The sequence below is a fragment of the Myxococcus sp. CA056 genome (assembly GCF_013336715.1).
Lineage (GTDB): Bacteria > Myxococcota > Myxococcia > Myxococcales > Myxococcaceae > Myxococcus > Myxococcus llanfairpwllgwyngyllgogerychwyrndrobwllllantysiliogogogochensis.
Genome location: NZ_JABUMT010000001.1, coordinates 1015974 through 1041257, shown reverse-complemented (window position 1 = coordinate 1041257; position 25284 = coordinate 1015974). Strand labels below are relative to the sequence as shown.

Here is a 25284-nt window from a genome sequence, read left to right as displayed (position 1 = left end):
CGACTCAGGAGCGGTCGTTCTCGTCGGCGTCCGCTTCCAGCTCGTACGGGTTCGCCAGCAGCCGGTGCGCGCCCTCCATCATCTCCACGACGATTTGACCGGCGGGCAGCACGCTCTCGATGCGCGCCATGCTGGAGCCGCTGGCGGGCAGCACCATCTCCTCCAGGTCACCCTGCGTGTCGGGCGTGGGCACGAAGGCGCTGAAGCGCGGCATCGTGTAGAGCGCATCGCCACCCGACAGCCCCGGGTACAGCCGCGTGGTGCCAATGGAGTCCGTGGGGTTCGTCGGCGCACGTGCCTCGCGGCCCGCCCACTCGCGCACCACGCGGTTGCGCAGCACGCGCTGACGCGGCCCGGACCACTCGGGGCCGAAGAGGGTGGTGAAGTCGGAGTCGCGCGCGTCTCCGTCCACCACGCGCTGCTTGTAGCCCGGGTGCGCGTACGCCTCCACGGAGGCCACCATGCGCGTGCCCACCCAGACGCCGTCCGCGCCATGGAACAGGGCGCGCGCCGCGCTCAGCCCATCCGCGATGCCACCGGCGGCGAGCAACGGCAGCTCACCCACCAGCGCGCGCAGCTCCCGCACCAGCTTCAGTGTGGGCGTGGTGCCCCGGTTGTAACCCGCCGCCTGTCGGCCCTGCGCGATGAGTCCGTCCACGCCCAGCGCGAGCGCCTCCTTCGCGAACTCCACCGAACTGGCCTGCACCCAGACCTTCGTCCCCGCGGCCCTCAGGTCCTTCACCCAGTCCGCGGGCGGCAGGGCCCAGTGGAAGGCGACCACCGGTACGCGCTCGGCGATGCACGTGTCGATGTGCTCGCGCGTGGTGAAGTCCCCCGCTCGCGCGCGGTCGAGGATGAAGTCCACGCCGAAGGGGCGCTGCGTGCCGGCGCGGATGGCCTGGATGCGCGAGCGCAGGAAGGGCGCGGGCTCCGGCGCCGAGCCGAGCATGCCGATGCCTCCCGCCTCCGACACGGCGATGACCAGCGGCGGCAGCGCCACGAAGGCCATGCCCGCGCTGACGAAGGGATAGTGCACGCCCAAGTCACGCGTCAGCCGCGTGTGCAGCGTGTTGTCCTCCAGGACGTGGATGGGCGGACGCCGAGGCGCGCGGCCTTCGTCCGACTCGGCTGGCGAGCCCTCGTCATCCAGCTCGCTGTCCCCAGGACCCCCCGAGGGGCCGGCCCGGTGGGAAGGGGGCGCGGCGCGTCCGTCGTTCGTTCCGTTCATCATGTCTCCTCGGTGTCGCTGGCCCGCTGACCTCTCGCGAAAGGTTACCAGCATCCCCTGCCTGTTGAGGTCAGGGGGCAACGGGGCGGTGGTCCGCCCGCGTGCCCGAAGACATTCGGCGGTGTCGAGTGGTGAGCACCCGCCCCGGCCTACGTCGCGAGTGACTTCTCCATGTGTCGGTGGGGAATCCCCACTTCCGTGAACGCTTCCGCATACACGGAATAGCCCAGGCGTTCGTAGAAGGGGACGACCGTCTGCCGGGCATGGAGGTGGACGTGGGTGACGCCGCGTCGCACCAGCTCCGCTTCCAGCGCATGGACCAGCCGAGCACCCAGGCGCTGACCCTGCAGGTGGGGCGTCACCGCCATCTGGAAGAGGCGTCCACCGTGCGAGTCCTCGGGGTGGAAGAGGACGCACCCCAGCACGCTGTCACCCTGGTGGGCGACCAGGTGGAGGCTCTGTGCCTCGAAGGGAAACTTCACCGCGTCCCGCGTGTGTCCCAAGGGCTCGCGCAGCACGCGGAAGCGCAGCTCCAGCTCCGCCTCGTAGAGCGTGTGCCCGGGCTGGATGAAGGTGAACTCGAAGTCGGCCTCGCCCATGCGTCAGAACGTTCCCGTGAGCTGGAGGGTGAAGGTGCGTCCGTACTGCGGCACGGGGGCGATGGAATTCTCGTCCGACACGGGAATCTGGTACTCGGAGTCGAGCAGGTTGTGGACGCCGGCGAAGTAGCGCAGCGGGCCATAGTCACCGGAGAGCCCGAAGCCGACGAGCAGCGCCTCACCGCTGTCGGCTCCACCCGGGCCGGTGGGGCGCGCGCTCTGGTAGGTGGCCTGGGTGGCCAGCCGCATGTCGCCGTTGCCCACGGGCATCAGCAGGCGTCCGGAGACCAGGTGCGCGGGTGACGCAGAGGCCACCACGTCCGCCGCGTTGCGCAGCTTCACGTACGAGTAGCTCACGTCCACCAGCAGCCAGCGTCCCGGCTGCCAGTGCACGCCCGCCTCCGCGCCCCACGCCAGCGTGGTGCCGCTGTCATTGACGAAGCGCAGACACGGGGTGCCGCCACATTCGGTGGAGGGGGCGTCGTCGGTGCGCAGCTGCACCAGGCTGGAGATGCGGTTGTGGTAGCCGGCCACCGACAGGCGCAGCTCGTCCGTCAGGTCGTGCGAGTGCTCCAGCTCGAAGGTGGTGATGGTCTCCGGCTCCAGCGAGCCCGGGGGCGCCTGGGTGATGCCGTCCGTGTAGTAGAGCTCGTAGACGTTGGGCGCGCGGAAGGCCTTGCCGGCCACCAGCTTGGTGAGCCCCGCGTCGTAGGGACGGGCGATGAGGGCCAGTCGCGGGGTGATGGGGGTGGTGTCCAGGTCCAGGTACTTGTCCAGACGCAGGCCCGCGGAGAGGCTCAGGCGCGGGTGCAGTCGCCACTCGTCGAGCAGATACGCGGACAAGAGGGTGCGCGACTTCTCATCCAGGGGGGCGTTGCTCGCCGTCTGCCGCACGCTCAGCTGTCCCTGGGCCTCCACGCCGAGCGTGAGTCGGTTGCCCTCGAAGATGCCCACGCGTGCGCGCACCTCGCCGCTGACCCAATCCGCCGCGCCGCCCTCCTTGTTGGAGCCGCCGGCGTCCTCCGGATACACGTAGATGCCTTCGTAGCGGCTGATGTCGAACGCGGCGCGCGCGGACAGGCTGAAGCGTTCGGTGAACTCGCGCTCGTAGCGGGCCTCGACGAAGGCGCGCAGGTCCTCCACGGTGTTGCCCTCTGCGCCAGGCACGGTGCCGTAGGGGGCGGTGGGCAGCTCCTTCGAGCGGACGTTGAGCTGTGCCTGGAAGGACACATCGCCCAGACGGGCGCGCATGGAGCCGGTGGCGGCCCGCTCCGCGTCCAGGCCGTTGACGAGCACGTCCGCCAGCGACGGGTCCAGGCGCCGCAACCGCGTGGTGTCCGCGCCGGAGGCCGTCAGCGCCGAGGCGCTCACCAGGATGGAGCGATTGCCGTCCTCCCACGAGGCGGTGACGTGTCCGCGCGTGGTGTTCAGCGCGCCCACCGCGCCGGTGACTTCCAGGTGGTTGTCCGGGCCCAATGACTCGCGCGGCACCACGTTGATGACGGCGAAGAAGGCGCCGGTGCCGTACAGGGCGCTGCCAGGGCCGCGCACGACTTCGATGCGTTCGACCTCCATCAGGTCCACGTTGAGGTCGTGGGCGGCGTAGCCCTGGCCGGCCCACACGTCGTTCATGGCGTGGCCGTCCCAGAGGATGAGGACGCGGGTGTTGAGGTCTCCCGGGGGCGAGAAGCCGCGCACGCCCAGGTACGTATAGGTCCGGTCGTCGGTGATGTAGAAGCCGCGCACGCCGGAGAGCGCCTCCGCGAGGGTGCGCCAGCCGAACGCGCGCAGCTCCTCCTGGGTGAGCACGGTGGTGGAGGCGGGCGCGTCGTCCACGGCGACCAGGCTCTTGGATGCGGCGCGGACGGGTGGGGGGGCGTAGCGCAGCTCCGCGTGGACCTTCACCTCCTGGTCCGCGACCACGGTCACCTTCTGGCGCAGCGGGCGCACCTCGCGGCTTTCGACCTCCAAGGCGTGCTCACCTTCGGGGAGGGTGACGACGGTGGGGGTGAAGCCCGCGGGCTTGCCGTCCACGCGCACGGTGGCGCCGTCGCGGTTGGCGGTGACGACGAGTCGGCCGGAGGGGCGGTCCTGCACGCGCAGCGCGACGGAGAGCGGGACGCTGCCATCGGCGGGCACGTCCACCACGTACTGGCCGGGGGAGTAGCCGGGGGCGCGCACGTAGAGGATGCGCTGACCGGGAGGCAGGCGGGCGCGACCGGGCAGCTTGGTGATGACGGGGCCGTTGGGGGCGTCGCGCACCTCGGCGCCCTCGGGGGTCCCGGTGAGCTCCACGCCGCCGGTGATGAGGAACAGGTCGAAGGTCTGCTCCGTCTCACGACCGCGCGCCACGGTGACGGTGGCCTCGGTGGGACGGTAGCCCTCCTTCTTCACCATGATTTTGTGGCGGCCTGGTGACAGCGCGAGCGTCTGCGGAGAGCGGCCCCGGCTGCCCAGGTCCATGCGGTCCACGTAGACGTCCGCGCCCTTGGGGACGGTGGTGACCTTGACGAGCGCCACCTTGGGGCGAAGCCGGTCCAACGAGCGCGACACCTCCGAGGCGTCCTCCGTGGGCAGGTCCTCGGTGAGCAGGTCGTTGTAGTAGCGGTACGCCTCGTTGAACTTGCCCAGCGCCTCGAAGCAGCGGGCGATGTTGAAGAGCACGTTGCGGTTGGGCACCAGCCGGTAGCTGGTGAAGTAGGAGCGCAGGGCTTCGGTGTACTGGCCCTTGGCGTAGGCGTCGTTTCCCAGCTCGAAGGCGATGTCCGCCTCGTCGGCGTTGTTGTCCGCGTACGCGGGCACGGACAGGAGCAGGAGCGATAGGACGAGAAGGCCAGAGCGAGAAGGAAGCATGGGGCGGTGACATTCTTCCTTCTATGGAATGGCAGGTCCATGGGGGCCTTTGGGTGGGCCGCCGAATGTCAGACCTCCTGAGTAGGAAGGAGTGGACACGCGGTATGGGGTGGGGTTCCACTTTGGGGAGGTGGCGGGGATGTTGGAGGGGTGGGAAGTCAGAGGGGAGAGGAGCGAGGGAATGGGTGAGGGACCGAAGCGGCCGGCGACGTACGAGGACCTGCTCGCACTGCCGGAGCACATGGTCGGGCAGATAATCGACGGGGAGCTCATCGCCATGCCTCGGCCGGCGAGCCCGCATGCGAGAGCGAATTCTCGTCTGTATGGCGAGCTTTACGGGCCCTTCGAGCGGGGCCGAGGAGGACCTGGAGGGTGGTGGTTGCTGGTGGAGCCGGAGCTGCACTTCGGCCAGGACGTCCTGGTGCCAGACTTGGCGGGCTGGCGTCGGGAGCGGATGCCGGAGATGCCGAACGTGCCGTATTTCACCCTGGCACCGGACTGGGTCTGCGAGGTGCTCTCTCCGTCCACGGGGGCGCTGGACCGGGTGAAGAAGAAGCGCATCTACGCCCGAGAAGGCGTGGGCCATGTCTGGCTGGTGGACCCAAAGGCGCGGACGTTGGAGGTGTTCCGCCTGGAGGGCCGTCGCTGGGTGGAGCTGGGCACGTACACAGGGGACGAGCGGGTGCGTGCCGAGCCCTTCGAGGCGTTGGAGTTGGAGCTGGGCATCTTGTGGCTGCCGGAGTCGACGCCGAAGACGCCCTGAGGCTCAGTGCATGACGCGCTTGCTGGAGGTGTCCACGGCCTGTGCCGCTGTGTGCTGGCGCATGAGGAGGTCGCCCACCGTCTGGAGCACGTGGGTGGTGGCGCCCTCGGGGTCCCTGAAGAAGTGGGGCGTCCAGAGTCGGACGAGCTTCCAACCCTGGCCCTCCAGCACGGCGGTACGGAAGAGGTCCCACTCCACGCGGTCGGCGGCCTTGGGGTAGCGCGTGCCGTCGCAGAGCAGGCCCACGGTGACGTCGCCTGGGACGGTGGGGTGATGCAGGGCCACGTCCACGCAGAAGCCGTCGTTGCCCCAGTTCACGTCGGAGGAGATGAGGTGACGTCGCGCGAGGTGTGATGCCAATGCGCGGGCGAAGGTGGAGCCCGCCTCGGTCTCCCGCTCGCGCACGACGAGTTCTCGTGGGGCGGAGGGCTCGGACGTGGGCAGTACGTCTTCGCGAGAGTCCTCCGCGTGGGCGTGGGCGATGGCTTCCGCGAACTGGAGATAGGCGAAGAGCAGCCAGCCTCCGTTGGGCTGACGTCCAGCCTCCACCGGCGGCAGGGCTGTGTAGGCGTCGCGTGGAATCGAGGTGACCAGGTGCACTTGCTGGCGGGCGCGGGTGACGAGCACGTTGAGGCGCCGTCCTCCGCCCGCGCTGCCGAGCGGGCCGAAGCGTCGGTAGAAGCGGCCCTGTCGGTCCGGTCCGTAGGTGGTGCTGATGATGAGGTGGTCTCGCTCGTCGCCCTGGACGTTTTCGAGGTTCTTGACGAAGAGGCCCTCGAAGGAGCCGGCGCCTCGGCGGGTGCGCGCGGTGGCGAGCCGGGCCGCGAAGGTGGCGTCCTCGGCCGCCAGCTCGTCGAGGACGTCGGTGATGGCGTCGCGCTGTGAGAGGTTGAAGCAGGCGATGCCGATGGAGGGAGGTTCAGCGCGTGCGAGCAGTTCCTTCACGAGCTGGCCCACGGCGCGGGCCTCGGTGTGGTTCACCCGCTTCTCGTAGGTGCCACCCACGGGCAGCAGTCGCAGGGGCGCGTGGGGTGCGCGGTGCGAGGGATGCGCGGGGATGGCCTGGAGGCGCTTGTCGTAGAAGTGCTCGTTGCTGAAGGCGATGAGGTCCGCGTTCTGCGAGCGGTAGTGGACGTCGAGGTAGCACTGGTCGATGTCCAGGTTGAGGGCGGCGGAGAGCAGGTCTTCCACCTCGGACTGCTGGTCCTCGAAGAGGCCCTGCTCCGTTTCGGCCTCGGTGTCCTGGCTCTGCACCACGGCGGACTCGAAGAAGCGCGTGGGAGGAAGCTGCTTCGGGTCTCCGGCGATGACGACGCGCTTTGCACGGGTGAGGACGGGCAGGGCTTCCTCGAGTCGGCACTGGGAGGACTCGTCGAAGATGACGACGTCGAAGATGGGTTGGCGCGGGAAGATTTGCGCCACCGTCTGCGGGCTGGCCATCCACACGGGGCGGGCGTCGAAGAGCGGGTCTCCTCCTTCGAGTGTCAGGCCGGTGGCGATGACCTGACGCACGCGCATGGCGCGCTCGCCTCGGAGCATCAGCCGACGGCGCAGCTCCGCGCCCTGGCCGTTGAGTCTTCCTCCCGTGGTCGCGAGCAGACGCTCCCGTTGGCGCTGCGTCCATCGGTGGAGGATGGCGTCGCGAACCAGACCGCGCTTCTTCTCCTCGAGGACGCGGTAGCGGGCCTGGGTGGCCTGGGTGCGCTCGGCGTCGACATGCTGGAGGGCGGGGTCATCGCGCAGGCGTGAGGAGACTTCCGCCGCGAGCGTGGCCTTGAGCACGGCCGTCCAGCCGGAGTCCGCGTCCACGCCCTGGCGCGCCAGGGATTCCACGGCGGGCTCCAGCGTGGGCGGCATGCCGGACAGCAGCGAGCGCATGCGCAGCATTCCCTCCACGGTGGACAGACGGGACTGAAACGCGGAGGCGATGGGGGACAGTTGGGCACCGGCGCGCAGCTCGCGCGAGCGGGTGGAGAGCCACGGGGCGCGGAGGAGTCCGGTCTCGGCGAGTCGCTTCTCCAGCTTCACCACCGCCGCGCCTCGTGCCGGGGACTGACGGAGGCCCGTGAGCAGCGCTTCGCGCGCGGCGGCATCTCCTGCCAGGGCCCGGCGCACGGCGTCGCGGCACGAGGCGAGCAGGGGTGTGCTGTCCAGCGTGCCCAGTACATCGAAGAGGGCGCTGTGCGTGCGCAGGTCCCGAGATAGCAGCTCATCGGGAAGGCTCGCGGAGATGGAGCGGGAGATGCCCACGGCGGCGGAGCCCGGCTCCACGCTGGAGTGGGCGAGGCCCACGGCGGAGGAACTCGGAGCAATGGAAGGAGGAGGGAAGCTCGCGGCAGTGGAGCCCTGCGCCCTGGTGGAGTGAGAGCCGCTCGAGGTAGCAGCACCCTGCGCCATGGTGGAGTGAGAGCCGCTCGAGGTCGCAGCGCCCTGCGCCATGGTGGAGTGAGAGCTGCTCGCGGTCGCGGTCGCAGCGCCCGGCGCGAGGGTGGAGCGGTGGAACTCGCTCAGCAGCGCGCGTGCGCGGGCGCCCGTGAGGAAGCGGCTGACGCGCTCAGCGGGGTCGGCACCCAAGGTGAGGCCAAACTGCTGGAGCACCTTGCGAGCGCCTGCCTTCCGCGCAAAGCAGAAGAAGGCGTACCACTTGCTAGCGATGCCCAGGTACGCGCCCAGCGTGGCGAGCGCCGTGGACAGCACGCCCAGGGACTGAGGCTGCTCGCGATGAATCAGCGCGAGCTCCGTGTCGAGAGGCCCCTCGGCGAGCACCTTGACCTGGGGCGCCAGTCCATCGAGCTGGGTCTTCGCGGTCCGCACCGAGTCCGCGGAAGCCGCGCTCCAGTATGAGAGGACCTCTGGGCTCGTGGCCTCCAGCAGCGGGGCGAGTTGCTCGGCGAAGGTGGCGCGCGCGATGCCCTCGGCTTCGGGCTCCGCTCCAAATGACGGGATGTGCGGGGAGGCGAGGGCGTCGGCGTCGCGGGCCGCGTTGACGGTGGTGCTCAGCCGTTCACGGTAGGTGGCCAGCGGCGTGGCGAGATACGTGGCCAGGTCCACGCCCAGGGCTTCGCGCCAGGGGTTGCCCGGGTAGCCTTCCTTGAGTGCGCGCTCGAGGACTTCGCGGGTCTCTCGCTCGCGCGGAGTCACGTCCGCGAGCCGGGCGGAGGTGAGGGAGGCCGTGGAGGGAGTGAACTCAGCGGGAGTCTCGAGGGAGAGCCACTGGCCCACCAACTCGTGGAAGGAGGGCGCGGTGCCGCCCGCGGGGCGCTCGGAGAGGGCGCGCTCGGCGGTGGTGAGTTCGTCGTGGAGGGTCTGGAGCTCATCGTCCACGCGCGACAGCTCCTTCGTCACGGCGGCATCTGTCCGTGCTTCGGGCAGGGTGTCGAGCTGCTCGCGGATCCCCATGTAGAGGTCTCGCTGGTCCCACTGCGCGTCATGCACGACGGCGCACAGGTTCCCCAGCCCCAGGTGGTCCAGACGGTGCTTCACGACGTCGAGCGCGGTGCGCTTGTCACAGACGAACAGCACCCGCTCACCCCGGGCCAGATGGTCACCGATGGCGTTGGCGATGGTCTGCGACTTCCCGGTGCCAGGAGGTCCGTGGATGACGAGCCCCTGGCGGCTGCGCGCCAGTCGCACCGCGCGGGCCTGACAGGGGTCCGCGATGGTGACGAGTCGCTCCTCGGCGGCGAGCTTGAGGCCCTCCAGGTTCCGCTCTCCGCCGCCCGCGTGAGCTGACTGCCCGAGTGACACATCCACGCGCAGAAAGCTCTCCAGCGGTCCGGAGATGGGCTCACCGTCCACGAGGGCGCGCATGTCGTCCACGAGGCTCTGGTTGGACAGCGGGTACAGGCCGAGCACGGCGCAGGGGAGGATGGAGGCTTGCGGGCCGCCGTCCTCGTCCGTGCGAGGCACGGCGGTCAGGCGCGTGTCGGGCGTGAAGGTCGCGGGGGCTGGCAGCTCCAGGGCCTTGGAGACGAGGGCGACCAGCTCGTTGACCTCGCGCCACGGCTCAATGCCATCGTCATCGGCGAAGAGCTCGCCGAAGCGCTGACCTGTCTGCTGTTCGAGCCAGGCGAGGAGCGCGGTGTTGGGGGCGACGCGGTCCACGCCTTCTTCGGCCCCCGCCAGCTCGACGGAGGGCGCGCGTCCCTTTTTCAGGGTGATGCGCACGGGAACGAAGGCGATGGGCGCCAGGATGCGCCGGGTGCCGAAGCCTCGCTTGTCCTTGGCGCTCGGGGGCAGGTGCAGCAGCGGGAAGCCGACGTGGAGGACATGCGCTCCAGTGTCCTGCTCGAAGATGCGGGCATCCTCGACGATGGCGGCGAGCTTGCGCAGCAGGGCCTGTTGTTCCTCTTCCGCGCGAGTCTTCGTGGGGCTCTCGTCCTCGGAGTCCGAATCGGTCGTGAGGTCCGTGGTGTCGCCGGAGGTCGCGAGGTCATCCAGCGAGGTCCCGGTGCGAGACGTGGAGAGTGCCTCGGCCCGAAGGGGCGGAGCCTCGTTCAGGTCCATGTCGACCTCCGCCGTGGCTCGAGTCGCCGCGAGGTCGTCCGGAGCCTCGGGGCTCGGGCGCGCGCGCTTCTCGCTCACGGAGGACTTGGGTCCAGTGCGTGCCGTGACAGGGGATGTCCGGAGCGTGTCCGGAGGCTTCACCGCGAGCCGGGCCGAGGCCTTGTCCCCGAGCAGGGCGGCCAGCACCGCGTGGGGTGGGGTGCCGTCGAGCCGGCTCAGCACGGACAGGTCCAGGCGCTGCCGACTGTGGTGGGGGCGACAGTTGATGCTCGGTCCGGACGCGAGCGCGGCGTACAGCCGCTCGAGCATCTTCTCGAGGACGCGGTTGCGGGACTCGGACGACACGGCGGTACCTCTCTCCAGAGGAGGGAGGTCGCTGTCTACCATGGGGCCCTGAGAGGGGCCTCAGTCCGTCAGTGAGGCGGCGAGCGAGCGGGCGGCGGCCTCCAGTGTTTCGGCCGGGAGATGATCCGCCGGGGCGGCGTCGAACACCGCGCGGCCCCACAGGCGCTGAGGCGTGTCCCGGAAGCGAGGCACCAGGTGCAGGTGGCAGTGGCGCAGCACGTCGCCGATGGCGAACGCATATGCGTGCTCGGCGCCGAGGACCGCGCGTTGGGCGCGCATCACCCGCGCGGCGAACGCGCCCAGCTCGCGAGCCGTGGCGTCATCCAGCTCGTACCAGGCACGTGCATGGTGCTCGCTGGAGATGACGACCCAGCCAGGAACGGGACTGGGGCCCGCGACGCCATGCAGCACCAACCCCGGGGCTCGGGCCAGGATGCCGCCCACGGGACGGTGCTCGCCGCGAGCAATGGCACAGCCGAGACACGGTTCATTCACATCCACCATGGAGCCACCGTAGCAGTCGGTTTTCGCCGGGGAAGCCGCGTGCGGAGGCGCATCGCACCAGGGCGGGTCGCATGGGACCCGCTGGAAAGTAAGAGAATGGGAGGGGTGTGATGTGATCCCTAGGGGTGCGGTGTATCGGTTGTGGGAGGGGTGTGAGTGCGACTGTCGCCTGCTTGACGTGGAGGGGCCGGGTCGGAGAGTGTCCGCCCCACGCTCTTGGGGGCGTGAGAGCTCAAGCAAATCTTTTCAAGGTGGGGATGATGAAGAAGCATCTGGTCATGGCCGTGGTGCCGTTCTTGGCGCTGGGGTGCGGTGATGATTTCAAGGATGAGAACGGGGATGGCATCGCCGACGGCATTCGTGAGCCGGACAGTGTGACGGTGGTGACGCCCGCGACGCCGAAGGGGACGGTGTCGGGCCAGGTGTTGAGCACGGACCTGAAGCCGCTGTCCGAGGCCTCGGTGGAAATCACCATCGGCAGCTCGGCGGATCCGCTCGCGGGGACGACCGATGCGAAGGGCAACTTCGAGTTCAAGGACGTCCCGGCCGGCTCCCAGGTGCTGCTGACGTTCACCAAGGCGGGCTATGCCACGCTGCGCGCGAGCTCGACGATTCCCTCGTCGGCCGGCAACGTGCCCATCAACAACGCCAACGTGAGCTTTGGTCCCGTGACGCTGACGCGGCTGGACGGCTCGCTGCGCTTCCTGCTGGTGACGCCGCAGGGCCGTCCCGCGGCAAACGTACGCGCGACGCTCGAGGCCTCGCCCGCGGGCACCACCATCCTATCGAACACCGACAACACCACGCGCGTGATGAGCACGGTGGTCGTGGAGGCGACGTCCGACGACCAGGGCGTGCTGAACTTCCAGGGCATCCCGACCGCGCAGGAACTGGCGCGCTATTCCACCCCCGGCCAGCTCGGCACGTACAAGCTGTGGGTGTCCGCGGTGGACTCCAACAGCGACGGCGTGCCGGAGACCAACGGCTACGTGGACTCCTACTCGGCCTCCAGCGTGGTGGCCTCTGGCACCACGCGGCTCATCACCCTGCCGTATTCGCAGGTGAGCAACCTCCCGCTGAACGTCGAGGGCAGCAACGTGGCGATGCTGCGGGGTGCCTCGGATTCGCATCCGCTGCGCAACATGGTGCGGCCGGGCGAGCCCATCTACCTGTACTTCAACCAGCCCGTGCAGCAGAGCTCCCTGTTGGTGCGCCTGACAGACGAGTACGCCAAGGAGTCGCTGCCCGTCACGGTGGCCCTGGGCAATGGTGGTTATACCGCCACCATCACTCCGGGTAACGGGGTGGTGCAGACGGGCAAGGAGTACAACCTGGACCTGCGCGCTGTCTCCGCGGAGAACGGGGACCTCTACTCGACCAGGGGCTTCTTCTTCGGTGGCGAGCCCGGGTCCGTCTCACCGGTGACCATCGCGGAGGCGCGCTACCAGGAGACAGTCGTTCCTCCCAACCTTCAGCAACTCAACGATGGCGAGCGGGTGTACATCACCTTCAGCTCCCCTATTTGGTCCCCGTTCGAAAGCGGGATTGAGCGCGCCGAGGTTTTCTTTGCCAACGACATCGACTTGAATGGCGATTCGAGGGCAGGCACTGCGCTTGGTGAGCTGGGTTACCCCGATGGCTTCCCGCTGATCAGGGATGAGCCCGTCGGACCCTACGCGACGCGCACGGATCGGCCTGAGTTGCCTGTCTTTGGCATTAACTTCTCAGGATACAGCACGCGTTACTCATTCATCTACACGTCGGGTGGTATTCCGTACTCGACGCTAGCACCCAACGGTGTGAGTCTCGTGGTTGCGTTTTCCAGCCTGGGCCGCCGAGGCCTCATCGGCAACTACGAGAGTATCTGGGGGCAGCCCATCACCGCGGACCTGACGGTGACTGGGATCGCGATTCAACCCGCTCCTGTTACTCCTCCGTAGTAACCCGATTCTACGAGGCCTCGCCAAAACTGCTTCGTTGATGGATGACTGCGCCTCCGTGGGACACCCCACGGGGGCGTTTGTGTTTTTGATGGGCTCGCACGACGAGCGAGCGCGGAGATACGTGGTTGATGTCGCGCGGCTGGCTCTGAATCTCATGGAGTAGACGTGGGTCCGCTTGACGAGATACCAGTGACTGCTCGGCTCTTCCCAACAGTGACCCCGGCCCCTATGTCCCAAGGGCGAGCGATGGTGACATCGCACTGGAACAGGGATTGCCTTCTCTGTGAGTCATGCATCCATTCCCGCAACGTGCAGTGATTGTCTGTCTGGGGCTCCTGATGGGGGCCTGTATCGACGTCCCAGAAATCCAGCAGGTGGTCGAGGAACCTGATGGGGGTCCCGACACGTCACCAGATGCTTCGACGCCCGACGCGGGTGAGCCATCCGTGCTGGTGCGGCTTGTTTTATCGCGGCACGTGACGAACGGCCCTGTCGACGTCAGGGCCGAACTGAGTGGACCCACCCCAGAGCGGGTGGAGTTGTTGGTCAATGGCAGGTCCGTTGAGACGCTGCTCCCCCCATACGAGATGTGGTGGGATACCCAGGCGCTTGAGGAGCGACAACACGACCTGCGCGTGAGGGCAACCCTGGGGGCGAGGGTATTCCTGAGTGAGCCGCAGCAGCTCATGGTGGACCGGTCTCCTCCGATAGCACTCTCTACCAGCCCCGGGTCAGGGGCTCGCTTCGTCCCGGTGGGGCAGGAAGCGCAGGCCGTATTCTCGGAGCCTCTTGATCCGGCGACGGTTCATGTGAACTCCATTCGGATGTTCGCGGACGCCGAAGCCGTCGAGTCCGAAATCTCTCTGTCCGGAGATGGGACCATCGTCACTGCACGTTCCACCTCGAAGTGGCCTGTCGATGCGCTGATGAAGGTGTCACTTGGCGCCGGAGTGACAGATCTGGCTGGTAACCCACTTCGGACCATGGAGCAGGAGTGGAGTTGGACCGTGCCGGGCTTCATTCCCTTGGGCGAGCCATTGTTCCCGGACTCGGGAAATCACACGATCCCAAGCGATATCGACATGCGAGTGGATGGCTTGGGACGCCCTGTCGTCGCCTGGCACGATGGTGAACGAAATGCGGTGTTCGTCCGGCGCTGGACGGGGGCGTCGTGGGAGTTGCTGGGGTCCGGTCTGAACTCTGGGACCGCTGATGCAAACCCCTCCCAAAGCTCACTCCAACTGGATGCGAACGGTCAACCTGTCGTTGCCTGGGTCGAGCAAATGGAGTCCACGGTTCATGTTCGCCGTTGGAATGGGACGGGTTGGGTTGCGATGGGAGAAGCCATCCAAAGTCCGCTTCTTCTCTGGAACCTCTTCCTCAGGACGGATGGTGCTGGGCAGTGGTTCTTGGGTGGCCCAGCAAGCAACGTAGGGGGTTCTCAGGTATGGGTCTGGAAGTGGGTGGACGACCACTGGACTCAATTGGGCACGGCGCTCAAGGTCAACGCGAGTATAGCTATCTCCGGTATGCAGATGGACGTTGACGCAGCTGGGAATCCTGTCGTCTTTTGGAGCGAAAGAGATTCTGCGTTCATCGATACGGTGTATGTGCGGCGGTGGTCTGCGGGAGACTGGAGGCCCGTTCCCTTTCCGTTTCAGGATTTCGGAACAACGACCGGTGTGGATGCTGCGGGACGCATCCTGATCGTCGGATCTTTGGGACACGAAGACTCCCAGGTGTGGGGAGTGAGTGGAGAGACCTGGGCCGAAGTGGGAACGCCGATTGAGGGCCGCTTCCCTGCGGCAGGAACTCAAGTCTCCGTGCGCGGATTTACCCTGGATTCCACGGGAGTGCTGGTGGCGCTGCTGCGTGAAGCGGAAGCCCCTGGCCAGCCCGAGACATTTTATGTCCGTCGTCTTCGTGCAGGCGCTTGGGAGTCGATCAGCGGGTTGTTTCGCCCCCTCCCCGATGTACCTGTGGGCAGGCCGCCCGTATTCGGGATGGCCCCTTCAGGTCGGCTTTTCATCGCCAGGACCGAGTACACCGCGCCGAAGATTCAGCCTCTCCGCGTCTACATCTCCAACGAGTGAGCAGCCCGATGTGCTTGTGCGGCGGTGACGCGTCCACCTTCGTCCTCGCGGTCCCCACCGTTCTCCATTGAACGGTGGGCAGGGGGTGCTCAAGTCGTAGTGGGGTGGGCGCGATGGTGGATGCGTGCATAGATTGTCCACCGCTGTTTCCCCACACGTGAGGCGCCTGTTCCATGAAGCACACGGCCACCCCCACTTCTGAAGACAGGGTCTCCACCGCGACGTCGGATGCGTCAGGCGGGGGACGCAAGCGTGTCCTGGTCGTCGACGACTTCGACGACGCCCGGGAGATGTATGCGGAGTACCTGGAGTTCGTCGGCTTCGAGGTGGATACCGCCCGGGATGGCATGGAGGCGGTGGAGAAGGCCCAGTCGAGCGAGCCGGACATCATCCTCATGGACCTGTCCCTGCCCGTCATGGACGGCTGGGAGGCCACCCGGCGCATCAAGCAGGACCTGCGTACGCGCGACATCCCGGTGATGGCCCTGACCGGCCACGTCCTTGCCGGCAACGCGGAACACGCACGCGAAGCGGGTGCCGACGAGTTCGTCGCCAAGCCGTGCCTGCCTCAGGACCTGGAAAACAAGATCCGAAACATGCTCAAGCCGAGCAAGGCTCGTAAGCGGGAAGGGCAGGAGGGCTGAGTCCTTCGCGAAGGGTGAGTGCCCACCACCCGACACTTCCCTGAGCCCCCCACCGTGCCGGCGTCGCAACGAGCCGGGCCAGGGTTGCCGTTCCAACCTGGGATGCATACGCCCTCATGGTGGGAATCCCTGCCGCCTCGCCGCAGCCGGACGCGTGGGCTCCGCCCCAGGAGTTCGACGAGTACCGAATCGTGCGGCCCATCGGTCGTGGGCGGACAGGCCGTGTGTATCTCGCCCAGGACACGCTCCTCGAACGCCCGGTGGCGGTGAAGTTCATCCCCGCGCTCGGCTCCAATGCCCTGGCCCGCTTCCTCGTCGAGGCCCGCGCCGCCGCGCGCATCCAGCACCCCAACGTCGTCACCCTCTACCGGGTGGGACAGCTCGACGAGCAGCCCTACCTCATCTCGGAGTTCATCCGGGGCGTGAGCCTGGATCGGCTCGTGAAACCCCTGCGCTGGGAGCGTGTGCTCACCATCGGCCGTGATTTGGCCCGGGGCCTGAGCGCCGCCCACCGTCGGGGTGTCCTCCACCGCGATATCAAACCCGGCAACGCCGTGCTCACCGAGAGCGGCGCCGTGAAGCTGCTCGACTTCGGGCTCGCCAAGCTCCTGGACAGCGCCGCCGGAGCCGATGACGCCCCGCCTCCGCGAAACCCCGCGCCTCCAGAGCTGCCGGCGGACCTGGACCCGGAGGCCAACCCGCACTTCTCCGCGCGCTCCCTGGACGGCGTCTTCCTGCCCTCGCTCCCCCAGGGCGCGCTGGTCGGCACGCCCTACTACATGTCTCCCGAGGCCTGGGCGGGCGAGGACCTGACGGCCCGCAGTGACGTGTACTCGCTCGGCGTCGTCCTCTACGAACTCTGCGTGGGCCGTGGCCCCTTCCGGGACGTCGTCTGGCGCGAACTCCCGCATGTGGTCCGCACCCAGGACGCGCTCCCCCTGGCGGACGTCGCCCCCCACGTCGACGTCGCCTTCGCCGGGGTCATCGACCGCTGCCTGCGCCGCGAGCCCTCCGAACGCTTCGCCTCCGCCGCGTTGCTCCTGGAGGCCCTTGAGGCCCTGTCGCGCGAGGACGCCCCCACCCACGTGCCCGAGGGCAATCCCTACCGGGGCCTGCGCGCCTTCGAGGCCGAGCATCGCGCCCTCTTCTTCGGCCGCCGCCGCGAGTGCCGCGCCGTGCTGGAGCGGCTGCGCGCCGAGTCCTTCCTGCTCATCACCGGCGACTCCGGCGTGGGCAAGTCCTCCCTGTGTCTGGCCGGCATCCTCCCCTCCGTGGCCGAGGGCGGACTCGAGGATGGACGGCGCTGGCACTCCGTCCGACTGGTGCCGGGCCGCAAGCCCGTCGCCGCGCTGGCCGCGGCGCTCGCGCCCCTCCTGGCCGTGGACGAGGAGCCCCTGGCCGAGGCACTCCGCTCCGAGCCCTCGTGTCTGGTGCGCAGACTCCGGGCGCGCCTGGGTGCCCGCGAGGGACTGCTCGTCTACGTGGACCAGCTCGAGGAACTGGCGACCCTGGCCGAGCCCCTGGAGGCGGCGCTGGCGGGACAGGCCCTGGGCGGGCTCGCGGAGGGCGCCAGTGGCGTGCGCCTGCTGGCCTCCAGTCGCAGCGACTTCCTCACCCGGCTCACGTCCGTGCCGGGCCTGGGCGCGGAAGTCCCTCGCGCGCTGTACCTGCTGCGCGCCCTCACGTCCGAGGAGACACGGGAGGCTGTCACCGGCCCCGCGCGCGTGAAGGGCGTGCGCTTCGAGTCGGAGGCGCTGGTGGACTCGCTCGTCACGGCCGCGGCCGAGGGTGGGCTCCCGCTGCTCCAGTTCGCGCTCGCGGAGCTGTGGGAGGCCCGCGACGCGAAGGCCCAGGTGATTGCCCAGGCCGCGCTGGACTCGCTGGGCGGCGTCGCGGGCGCGCTGGCGAAGCACGCGGACGCGGCGGTGGAACGATTGCTGCCGGACCAGCGCGTGGCGGCGCGGGGCGTGCTGCTGCGCCTGGTCACCGCCGACGGAACCCGGGCGCGCAAGACGGACCGGGAGCTCGCGGGAGAAGACGTGCGCTACCGCGCGGCGCTGGAGGCGCTCGTCCGGGCCCGACTGCTGGTGGCGCGCGAGGCACCAGAGGGGACTTCCTACGAACTGGCCCACGAGGCCCTGCTCTCCGGTTGGAACTCGCTGGCCCGCTGGCTCGCGGAGGCCGCCGAGCGTCGCGAGGTCCAGGCCCTGCTGGAGACCGCCGCGGCGCACTGGGAGAAACACAACCACTCGCGCGAGCTGCTGTGGGGGCCTCGCCAGCTCGCCGAGGCGGCGGTGCTCGACTCGGGTGAGCTGACGCGCCGCGAGCAGGACTTCCTGCGCGCCTCGCGCCGCACCCTTGTGCGCAGCCGCGGCGTCCGCCATGCCCTGGCTGCGGGCTTCATCCTGTCACTCGGCCTGGTGTACGGCGGGCTGAAGCTGCGCGAGCGTTGGAGCCTGGAGCGTCAGGTGCGCGCGGAACTGGACGAGGCCCGGCACTCCCTGGAGACGGTGGTGGAGACGAAGGACCTGCTCCACTCCGAGCGCGCCGAGGCCTTCCGTCTCTACGGCAGTGGCCAGAAGCTCGACGCGGACCGGCTGTGGAGCAAGAGCGTCGCCCGCGCCGCGCAGTTGCGGCATCGCTTCGATGGTGTCTCGGGACGGCTGGAGCGGGCCCTGGCCCTGGCGCCGGAGCGGCCGGACGTGCGCGACGCGCTCGCGGACTTCCTGTTCGAGCGCGCGCTGTGGGCCGAGCAGGACGGCGAGTCCGCGGCGCTGCCCACGCTCCTGCAACGCCTGCGGCTCTATGACACACAAGGCGAGCGCTGGAGGCGGTGGACCGCGCCCGCGCGCCTCACCCTGGATGTCGCCGCGCGCGATGTGGAGGTGGAGCTGCGTCCCGTGACGCGGGATGCGCTCGGCAACGAGCAGCCAGGGCCTGCGCTGCCGTTGGAGTCGGAGCCCTGGATGGACGTCTCCGTCCCACCCGGGCCGTACCAGCTCACGCTGCGCGCGTCACACCACGAGCCGGTGACGCAGCCCTTGTTGTTGCGACGCGGAGAGGCTCGGCGGCTGGAGCTGCGGCTGCCGCGCGCGGGCTCGATTCCCGCGGGCTACGTCTTCGTGCCACCGGGTGAGGTGCGCTTTGGCAGCGCCGCCGATGCCAGCGTCCGTGAGTTCTTCAACGCGGTGCCACAGCACGCGGTGCAGGTGCCGGGCTTCCTCATCGCCCGCCACGAGGTGACGTACGCCGACTGGCTCACCTTCCTCGAGTCGATGTCACCCGAGCTGCGCGCCTCGCGCCTGCCTCACGTGGGCACGGGCGGGTATGCGGGGCACCTCTCGCTCGACCGGGTGGACGACGTCTGGCGACTGCGCTTCCAGCCGGGCAATGTGCCGTACGAAGCGCGTGCGGGAGAGCCGGTGCGCTACGCGAATCGCGCGCGGCGGGGCGAGCAGGACTGGCTGCGCTTCCCGGTGAGCGGCATCTCCTTCGCGGACGCGGAGACGTACGTGTCCTGGCTGTCGTTCAGTGCCCGCGTTCCTGGCGCGCGGCTGTGCTCGGAGCTGGAGTGGGAGCGCGCCGCGCGGGGTGTGGATGGACGCGAGTTCCCGCACGGCGACAGGCTGGGCCCAGACGACGCCAACATCGACGCCACATACGGCAAGCAGCCCGGAGGCTTCGGCCCGGACGAGGTGGGCAGTCATCCCGCGTCGCGCAGCCCCTTCGGTGTGGACGACATGGCTGGCAATGTCTGGGAGTGGACGCGCTCGTGGCTGGAGCCGGGGCGCGCGGTGGCTCGGGGTGGGAGCTTCGCCTTCGCGGCCACCTCCGCGCGCGCGACGAACCGGGAGCTGCCGGAGCCCTCGCTGCGCGACGTGACGATGGGCCTGCGCGTGTGCGCGGACCTGCCCACATCATCACCTTGAGGGATGCTCGGTCGGTCGCTGGGGGAGCACCCTGGCTACCGGACGATGGAACCGCCTGTCAGTCCTGCCCCTGACTGCTTGCTGCCTCCGTTCGGACGATGCGTGTGTCCTGGAATCATCAGTCCGGCTTGCAAGCGGACAGGCTCCTGCGAACCTTGTGTCCAGTCGAGCTGGGCCGGGGAGGTTCGGGGCATGGTGGCGAGGCGGATGGTGGGGGCGATGGTCATCGCCTGTGGGTTGGTGGGGTGTGGGAGCGCCGTGGACGACCGGGAGCCCGAGACGCTGGGAACCCAGGTGGCCGAGCTGTCCGCGCCCAACGGGCGCAACCTGAATGGCCGCAATCTCAACGGGCGCAACCTCAATGGCTCCGAGCTGGGGCAGATGCTGGTGGGGGTGCGCTTCATGGGGGCCGTGCGCGCGGACCTGGGCGCGCTGACGCGGACGTGGCTGGACGGCAGCGTGCTCCGCGGCGAGTCCCATGACGGCACGGTGATGTCCGGGATGGACTTCCTCGGCACGCACTTCGTCGGGGAACTCGGGAGCGGCGACACCGTCGCCCTGCGCGTGGACGACATCCAGCCGGGCACGGGCGCGAGCGAGGACGTCTGGGTCTATCGCGTCTCGTACTACTCCCTGGCGGACAACACGTGGAAGCCCGCGTGTCAGGCCGAGGATGGCTCCGCGCTCGGGGCCATCCCCGTGGAAGGGCGCTGGGACTATCGCCAGGGTGTCGCTGGCGGCGGCGCGAAAATCGAGGACACGCAGGCCTTCACCTTCGCGTGCGAGGGCGCGGCCATCGCCAAGTGCGTCCGCTTTGGCTACCGCCCCTGGGCCTCCACGGTGATGGGGCGAAGCCTGGCTCCCTTGCACCAGGCCTGCACGCGCATGGTTCGCGCGGACTTCTGCGGCGACGGCACTTCGTACACGGTGGATGGGAGCTGGGTGAACCTGTACGACGCCTCGGGCGTGCAGCAGGACTCCGAGGGCTGGAGCGTGGAGGCGGAGTGGGACGCCTCGGGCGCGCGCTGTCGCACGCCGACGACGCGGGCCCGCGAGCGCCAGGTGGCGTGCTCCTCGGGGACGATTCTGCCGACGTGTGGCCTGCCGACGAACTTCCTGCTCGGCACGCTGCTGATGAGCGAAATCCCGGCCGCGGCGACGCAGGGCCCCGTCCTCCTGGCGACTCCGGAGCCGAGCGCCTGGTGAGCCCGGCTGCTGGCCATGTGCATGAGCGGGCGTCCTGCCTGCCTCTGTCTCCTGGGGCGAGGAGCGGAGGCGGGCGACTTCCGGCGGCAAGGGGCCGACACCACGTTTAGCCGGCCCGCCGGGGGCAGGGGAGGGACCGGCGGAGGACGGAGACGCGCGGTGAGACGAGCCCAACGGACGAGACGGATGGCGGCTGGCGGGACGTGGTGCCTGCTGCTGGCGGCGGCTTGTGTGGTGGCCGGCTGCAAGAAGAGCTCGGGCGAGCCAGCGCAGCCCGAGGTGCCCACGGTGACATTGGGGCAGGAGAACGTGGCGCTCGCACAGCCGAGCGAGCTGCGCTCCGGCCCTGGAATCTCGGGCACGCTCCAGGCCCGCACCGCGGCGGATGTTCGCGCACAGGTGGCTGGCACGGTCCTCGATATCGAGGCCCAGCAGGGGCAGGTGGTGAAGAAGGGCCAGGCGCTCGCGCGCATCGACGATGCGACGTTGAGGGCCCAGGTCATCGCCACGCGCACGGCGGTGTCCACTGCGCGCAATGCCTTGCAAGTGGCCGAGGCCGAGGTGGAGCGCAGCGCGAAGCTGGCCAAGGCCGGCGTCATCACCCAGCGCGAGTTCGAGCGGGCGCAGTTGTCGGTGGCGCAGGCGAAGGGGCAGCTCGCGGAGGCGCGCTCCCGTCAATCGCTGGCACAGGAGCAACTGGGGCGCACGCGGGTGGTGGCGCCCTTCGTGGGCGTGGTGAGCGAGCGGCAGGTGAGCGAGGGTGACGTCGTGCAGTTGGGCTCGCCGCTGTTCACCGTGGTGGACCCGCGCACGTTGCGCCTGGAGGCGTCGGTGCCGGCCGCGAATCTGGACCAGGTGAAGGTGCGCACGCCGGTGGAGTTCAAGGTCACCGGCTACGGAGACCGCTCGTTCACGGGACAGGTGGAGCGCATCAATCCGGTGGTGGACCCGAACACGGGGCAGGTGCGCATCTACGTGGCGATTCCCAATACGGACCTCCAGCTCCTCGCGGGGCTGTTCGCCGAAGGGCGCGTGGCCGCGCGGGCCGTGCGAGGGCTGTCGGTTCCGCTGGGCGCGGTGGATGACTCCGAGGGAAAGCCCACGGTGCTGCGCGTGCGAGACGAGCGTGTGGAGCGCGTGCCCATCACGCTGGGGCTGCGCGATGAAGTCGAGAAGCGGGTGGAGGTGCGCCAGGGGTTGCAGGAGGGAGACGTGGTGCTGCTCGGCTCCGCGCGCGACGAGGTGAGCGAGGGCGCGCGCGTGAAGGTGGACGCGCCACGTCCGGGAGCGCCGGTAGCAGGAGACGAAGGCCCTGGTGTCGGTGGTGGCGGCGCCGAGTCCGACACTCGCCAGGGCGGAAATGAAACCGCGCCCGCACGTCCCTCCCCGTCACCGAGCGAGTCCTCGGAGGGCGCGACGCCACGCGCGCCCTGAGTTCGCTGCGTCCCTTCGACTCCTTCCGGGAGAAACCCCGTGTTCATCTCCGACTTCGCCATCAAGCGTCCCATCGTGACCATCACCGCGATGGTGACGCTGGTCATCTTCGGCATCGTCGCCTTGTGGCAACTGGAGACGGATGAGTTCCCGGACGTCCAGGCGCCGGTCATCGCCGTCAGCATCGTCTACCCAGGTGCCGCACCCGACACGGTGGAGCGCGAAATCGTCGAGCCCATCGAGGACGCCATCTTCGCCATCAGTGGCGTGGACCCGAAGGAGACGACCGCCACCGCCACGGACGGCCTGGCCACCTTCACGGTGTTCTTCGAGTTCGAGAAGGACATCCAGGAGGCCTCGCAGGACATCCGCGATGCCATCTCCAGCAAACGCGCCGACCTGCCTCGGGAGATGGAGGAGCCCGTCCTCACGCGGTTCGACCCTGCGGACGCGCCCATCGTCTCGCTGACCCTCACGTCGGAGCGACTCGATGTCGCCGGGCTGTCCCGCGTGGCGGACCCGCTGGTGGTGGGCGAGCTGCGCTCGGTGCCCGGCGTGGCGCAGGCCGACGTCGTCGGCGGCGTGGAGCGGGAGATGACCGTGCAGCTCAAGCCCGAGGCGCTCCAGGCCGCGCGCATCTCCCTGGCGGAAGTCGTGACCGCGCTCCAGGCGCAGAATCTGGCCGCGCCGGTGGGCCGCATCAACTCGAAGCTCGAAGAGGAGTCCATCCGTCTCAAGGGACGCCTGGAGAGCCCCGAGGCCTTTCGCGACATGGTGGTCACCACGCGCAACGGTCAGGTCATCCGACTGGGGCAGTTGGCGGACGTCTTCGTGGGCTCGGAGGAGCCTCGCACGCTGGCGCTCTATGACGGCGCGCAAGCGGTGGGCATCGAAGTGCTGAAGACGAAGGGTTACAGCACCACCGAGGTGGCGGACGCGGTGCGCGAGCGCGTTGCGGCACTGCAGAAAAAGCTCCCGGCGGACGTGAAGCTGGCCATCGTCCGCGACGCGGGTGTGCGGGTGGAGAGCGCGGTGGAGAACGTGCAGTCGGCGCTGGTGGAAGGCGCGCTGCTCACCGTGCTCGTGGTGTTCATCTTCCTCAACTCGTGGCGCTCCACCGTCATCACGGGGCTGGCGCTGCCGGTGAGCGCGCTGGCGGCGTTCATCAGCGTCTGGGCCTTCGGCTTCACGCTCAACACGATGTCGCTGCTCGGCCTGACGCTGGCCATCGGCATCCTCATCGATGACGCCATCGTGGTGCGCGAGAACATCGTCCGCCACATCGAGATGGGGAAGGACCACTACACCGCGTCGAAGGAGGGCACTTCGGAAATCGGGCTCGCGGTGTCGGCGACCACGTTCTCCATCGTCGCCGTCTTCGTGCCCGTCGCCTTCATGTACGGCGTGGCCGGACAGTGGTTCAAGCCCTTCGCACTCACCATCGCCTGCGCGGTGCTGGTGTCGCTGTTCGTGTCCTTCTCCCTGGACCCGATGCTGAGCGCGTACTGGGCGGACCCGCAGGTGGAGAAGGGCGCGCGGCGCGGTTTCATTTCCCGCGTCCTCGCCCGCTTCAACACGTGGTTCGACCGGCAGGCGGACCGCTACAAGGGCGTCATCGCCTGGGCGCTGGACCATCGGCTCGCCATGGTGCTCGTGGCGGTGTGCTCGCTCGTGGGCGCGTTGGTGCTCCAGGGAACGGTGGGTGGCGCGGGCTTCGTGCCGGTGAGTGACCGCTCGGAAGTGGAGTTGCTGGTGGAGACGCCGCCGGGCTCCAGCCTGGAGTACACGCGCCGCAAGGTGGAGGAGGTGGCGCGCGTCGCCAGAGCCCATCCGGAGGTCGCCTATACCTACAGCACCATCGGCGTGCCGCTCCCGCTGAGCGCGCCCGGTGTGGACCAGGCGCTCGTGTACGTGCGGCTCACGCCCAAGGCGGACCGCGACGTGAGTCAGGATGCGCTGGGCAGCACGTTGCGCAAGGAGCTGGCGAGCGTGGGCGGGGCGAAGGTGTCTGTCTTCACGTCGGGCTTTGGCGGCGCCTTCAAGCAGATTCAGCTGGAGCTGAGCGGGCCCGACCAGAAGAAGCTCACTGAACTCGCGCAACAGGTGCAGCGCGAGGTGGAGCAGGTGCCCGGCGCGGTGGACGTGGGGCTCTCCACGCGGGGACAGAAGCCGGAGCTGGAGGTGGACCTGAACCGGGGCCTCGCGGGGCAGCTCGGGGTGACGGTGGGGCAGGTGGCCCAGGTGCTGCGGCCGGCCTTCGCGGGACTGGACGTGGGGGACTGGGTGGACCCGATTGGTGAGACTCGCGACGTCATGGTGCGGCTGGCACCCGAGGCGCGTGACAACCCGGACGACCTGGCGCGAATCCCCATCCGGGTGGGCGCGGCGCCGGGTGGCGCACCCCAGCTCGTGCCGCTGGGGCAGGTGGCGGACATCCGGCAGGCGCTCGGCCCCGCGCAAATCACGCACCTCAACCGGGAGCGGGTCATCAACGTGCAGGCGAACGTGCAGGACCGCTCGTTGACGGAGGTGATGCGAGACATCCAGGAGCGGGTGGGCGCGGTGCGGCTCCCCGCGGGCTACACGCTGACGACGGGCGGTGAGTCCGCCGACCAGGAGGAGGTCTTCTCGCGGGTGTTCCTCGCGTTGGGCGTCGCGGTGCTGTTGATGTACCTCATCCTGGTCATCCAGTTCGGCTCGTTCCTGGACCCGCTGGCCATTCTCATCTCGCTCCCGCTGTCCCTCATCGGCGTGGTGCTGGCGCTGCTCATCACCGGGGACACGCTCAACATCATGAGCCTCATCGGCGTCATCCTGCTGATGGGCATCGTCGCGAAGAACGCCATCCTGCTCATCGACTTCGCGAAGTGGTCCCACGAGAAGGGGATGCCCTTGCGCGAGGCGCTCATCGAGGCGGGCCGCATCCGCTTGCGCCCCATCATCATGACGACCTTCGCGCTGGTGGCGGGCATGATTCCCGTGGCCATCGGCGCGGGCGAGGGTGGTGACTTCCGCGCTCCGCTGGGCCGCGCGGTGATTGGCGGCACGATTACGTCCACGTTGCTGACGCTGCTGGTGATTCCGACGGTGTACGAAATCCTGGTGGATGGGCGGACGTGGATGGGCCGCAAGCTGCGCAAGGTCTTCCACTTCCGAGCACCCGGAACCGGGCACCCCACGGGCGGAGGCGGCGAGCCCCGTCCGGCGCCGCAGTCCCGACAGAAGTGACACCGGGCT

The 25284-nt window shown here is 69.0% G+C and carries 13 protein-coding genes; 8 read left to right on the top strand and 5 right to left on the bottom strand.

Annotation, left to right across the window (positions count from 1 at the left end):
- Positions 1-4: 4 nt before the first annotated feature.
- The 3 genes from HUA76_RS04140 to HUA76_RS04130 all read right to left on the bottom strand — a co-directional run bounded on the left by HUA76_RS04140 (position 5) and on the right by HUA76_RS04130 (position 4680).
- A complete protein-coding gene (locus tag HUA76_RS04140) occupies positions 5-1228 on the bottom strand; it encodes a nitronate monooxygenase family protein (protein ID WP_141648676.1) in 1224 nt (407 codons plus the stop codon).
- A 149-nt stretch (positions 1229-1377) separates the two neighbouring features.
- Positions 1378-1827 carry a GNAT family N-acetyltransferase gene (locus tag HUA76_RS04135; RefSeq protein ID WP_174460057.1) on the bottom strand — a complete coding sequence of 150 codons (450 nt, stop codon included), beginning with the start codon at positions 1825-1827 and terminating at the stop codon, positions 1378-1380.
- A 3-nt stretch (positions 1828-1830) separates the two neighbouring features.
- Positions 1831-4680, bottom strand: coding sequence for a TonB-dependent receptor domain-containing protein (locus HUA76_RS04130; RefSeq protein WP_174460056.1), 2850 nt, complete (start codon positions 4678-4680; stop codon positions 1831-1833).
- Between the two features lie 181 nt (positions 4681-4861).
- On the opposite strand from HUA76_RS04130, the gene HUA76_RS04125 reads away from it, so the two are divergent.
- Positions 4862-5443 (top strand): Uma2 family endonuclease, encoded by a 582-nt coding sequence (locus HUA76_RS04125; protein WP_174460055.1) that lies wholly within the window; start codon positions 4862-4864, stop codon positions 5441-5443.
- Positions 5444-5446: 3 nt separating this feature from the next.
- Here the strand turns inward: HUA76_RS04125 and HUA76_RS04120 are convergent, their stop codons facing one another.
- Positions 5447-10294, bottom strand: coding sequence for an AAA domain-containing protein (locus tag HUA76_RS04120; protein ID WP_174460054.1), 4848 nt, complete (start codon positions 10292-10294; stop codon positions 5447-5449).
- A 60-nt stretch (positions 10295-10354) separates the two neighbouring features.
- Positions 10355-10798, bottom strand: a complete 444-nt coding sequence (locus tag HUA76_RS04115) for an HIT family protein (protein ID WP_174456948.1) — start codon at positions 10796-10798, stop codon at positions 10355-10357.
- Positions 10799-11058: 260 nt separating this feature from the next.
- Here HUA76_RS04115 and HUA76_RS04110 point away from each other — a divergent pair, with 260 nt between their 5' ends.
- The 7 genes from HUA76_RS04110 (at position 11059) to HUA76_RS04080 (ending at position 25275) form a co-directional block, all read left to right on the top strand.
- On the top strand, positions 11059-12738 hold the full coding sequence (locus HUA76_RS04110; protein WP_254613980.1) for a carboxypeptidase-like regulatory domain-containing protein: 1680 nt from the start codon (positions 11059-11061) through the stop codon (positions 12736-12738).
- A gap of 293 nt (positions 12739-13031) precedes the next feature.
- Positions 13032-14834 carry an Ig-like domain-containing protein gene (locus tag HUA76_RS04105; protein WP_174460052.1) on the top strand — a complete coding sequence of 601 codons (1803 nt, stop codon included), beginning with the start codon at positions 13032-13034 and terminating at the stop codon, positions 14832-14834.
- Between the two features lie 173 nt (positions 14835-15007).
- Complete coding sequence (locus tag HUA76_RS04100) at positions 15008-15478, top strand: response regulator (protein WP_141646727.1); 471 nt, start codon at positions 15008-15010, stop codon at positions 15476-15478.
- A gap of 119 nt (positions 15479-15597) precedes the next feature.
- Entirely contained in the window at positions 15598-19407 is a 3810-nt protein-coding gene (locus tag HUA76_RS04095; RefSeq protein ID WP_371823441.1) for an SUMF1/EgtB/PvdO family nonheme iron enzyme, read from the top strand.
- A gap of 192 nt (positions 19408-19599) precedes the next feature.
- A complete protein-coding gene (locus HUA76_RS04090) occupies positions 19600-20613 on the top strand; it encodes an ADYC domain-containing protein (protein ID WP_174460050.1) in 1014 nt (337 codons plus the stop codon).
- Between the two features lie 186 nt (positions 20614-20799).
- A complete protein-coding gene (locus HUA76_RS04085) occupies positions 20800-22047 on the top strand; it encodes an efflux RND transporter periplasmic adaptor subunit (protein ID WP_141646724.1) in 1248 nt (415 codons plus the stop codon).
- A 39-nt stretch (positions 22048-22086) separates the two neighbouring features.
- Positions 22087-25275: an efflux RND transporter permease subunit gene (locus HUA76_RS04080; RefSeq protein ID WP_174460049.1), complete on the top strand. Its 3189-nt coding sequence runs from the start codon at positions 22087-22089 to the stop codon at positions 25273-25275.
- Positions 25276-25284 lie beyond the last annotated feature (9 nt).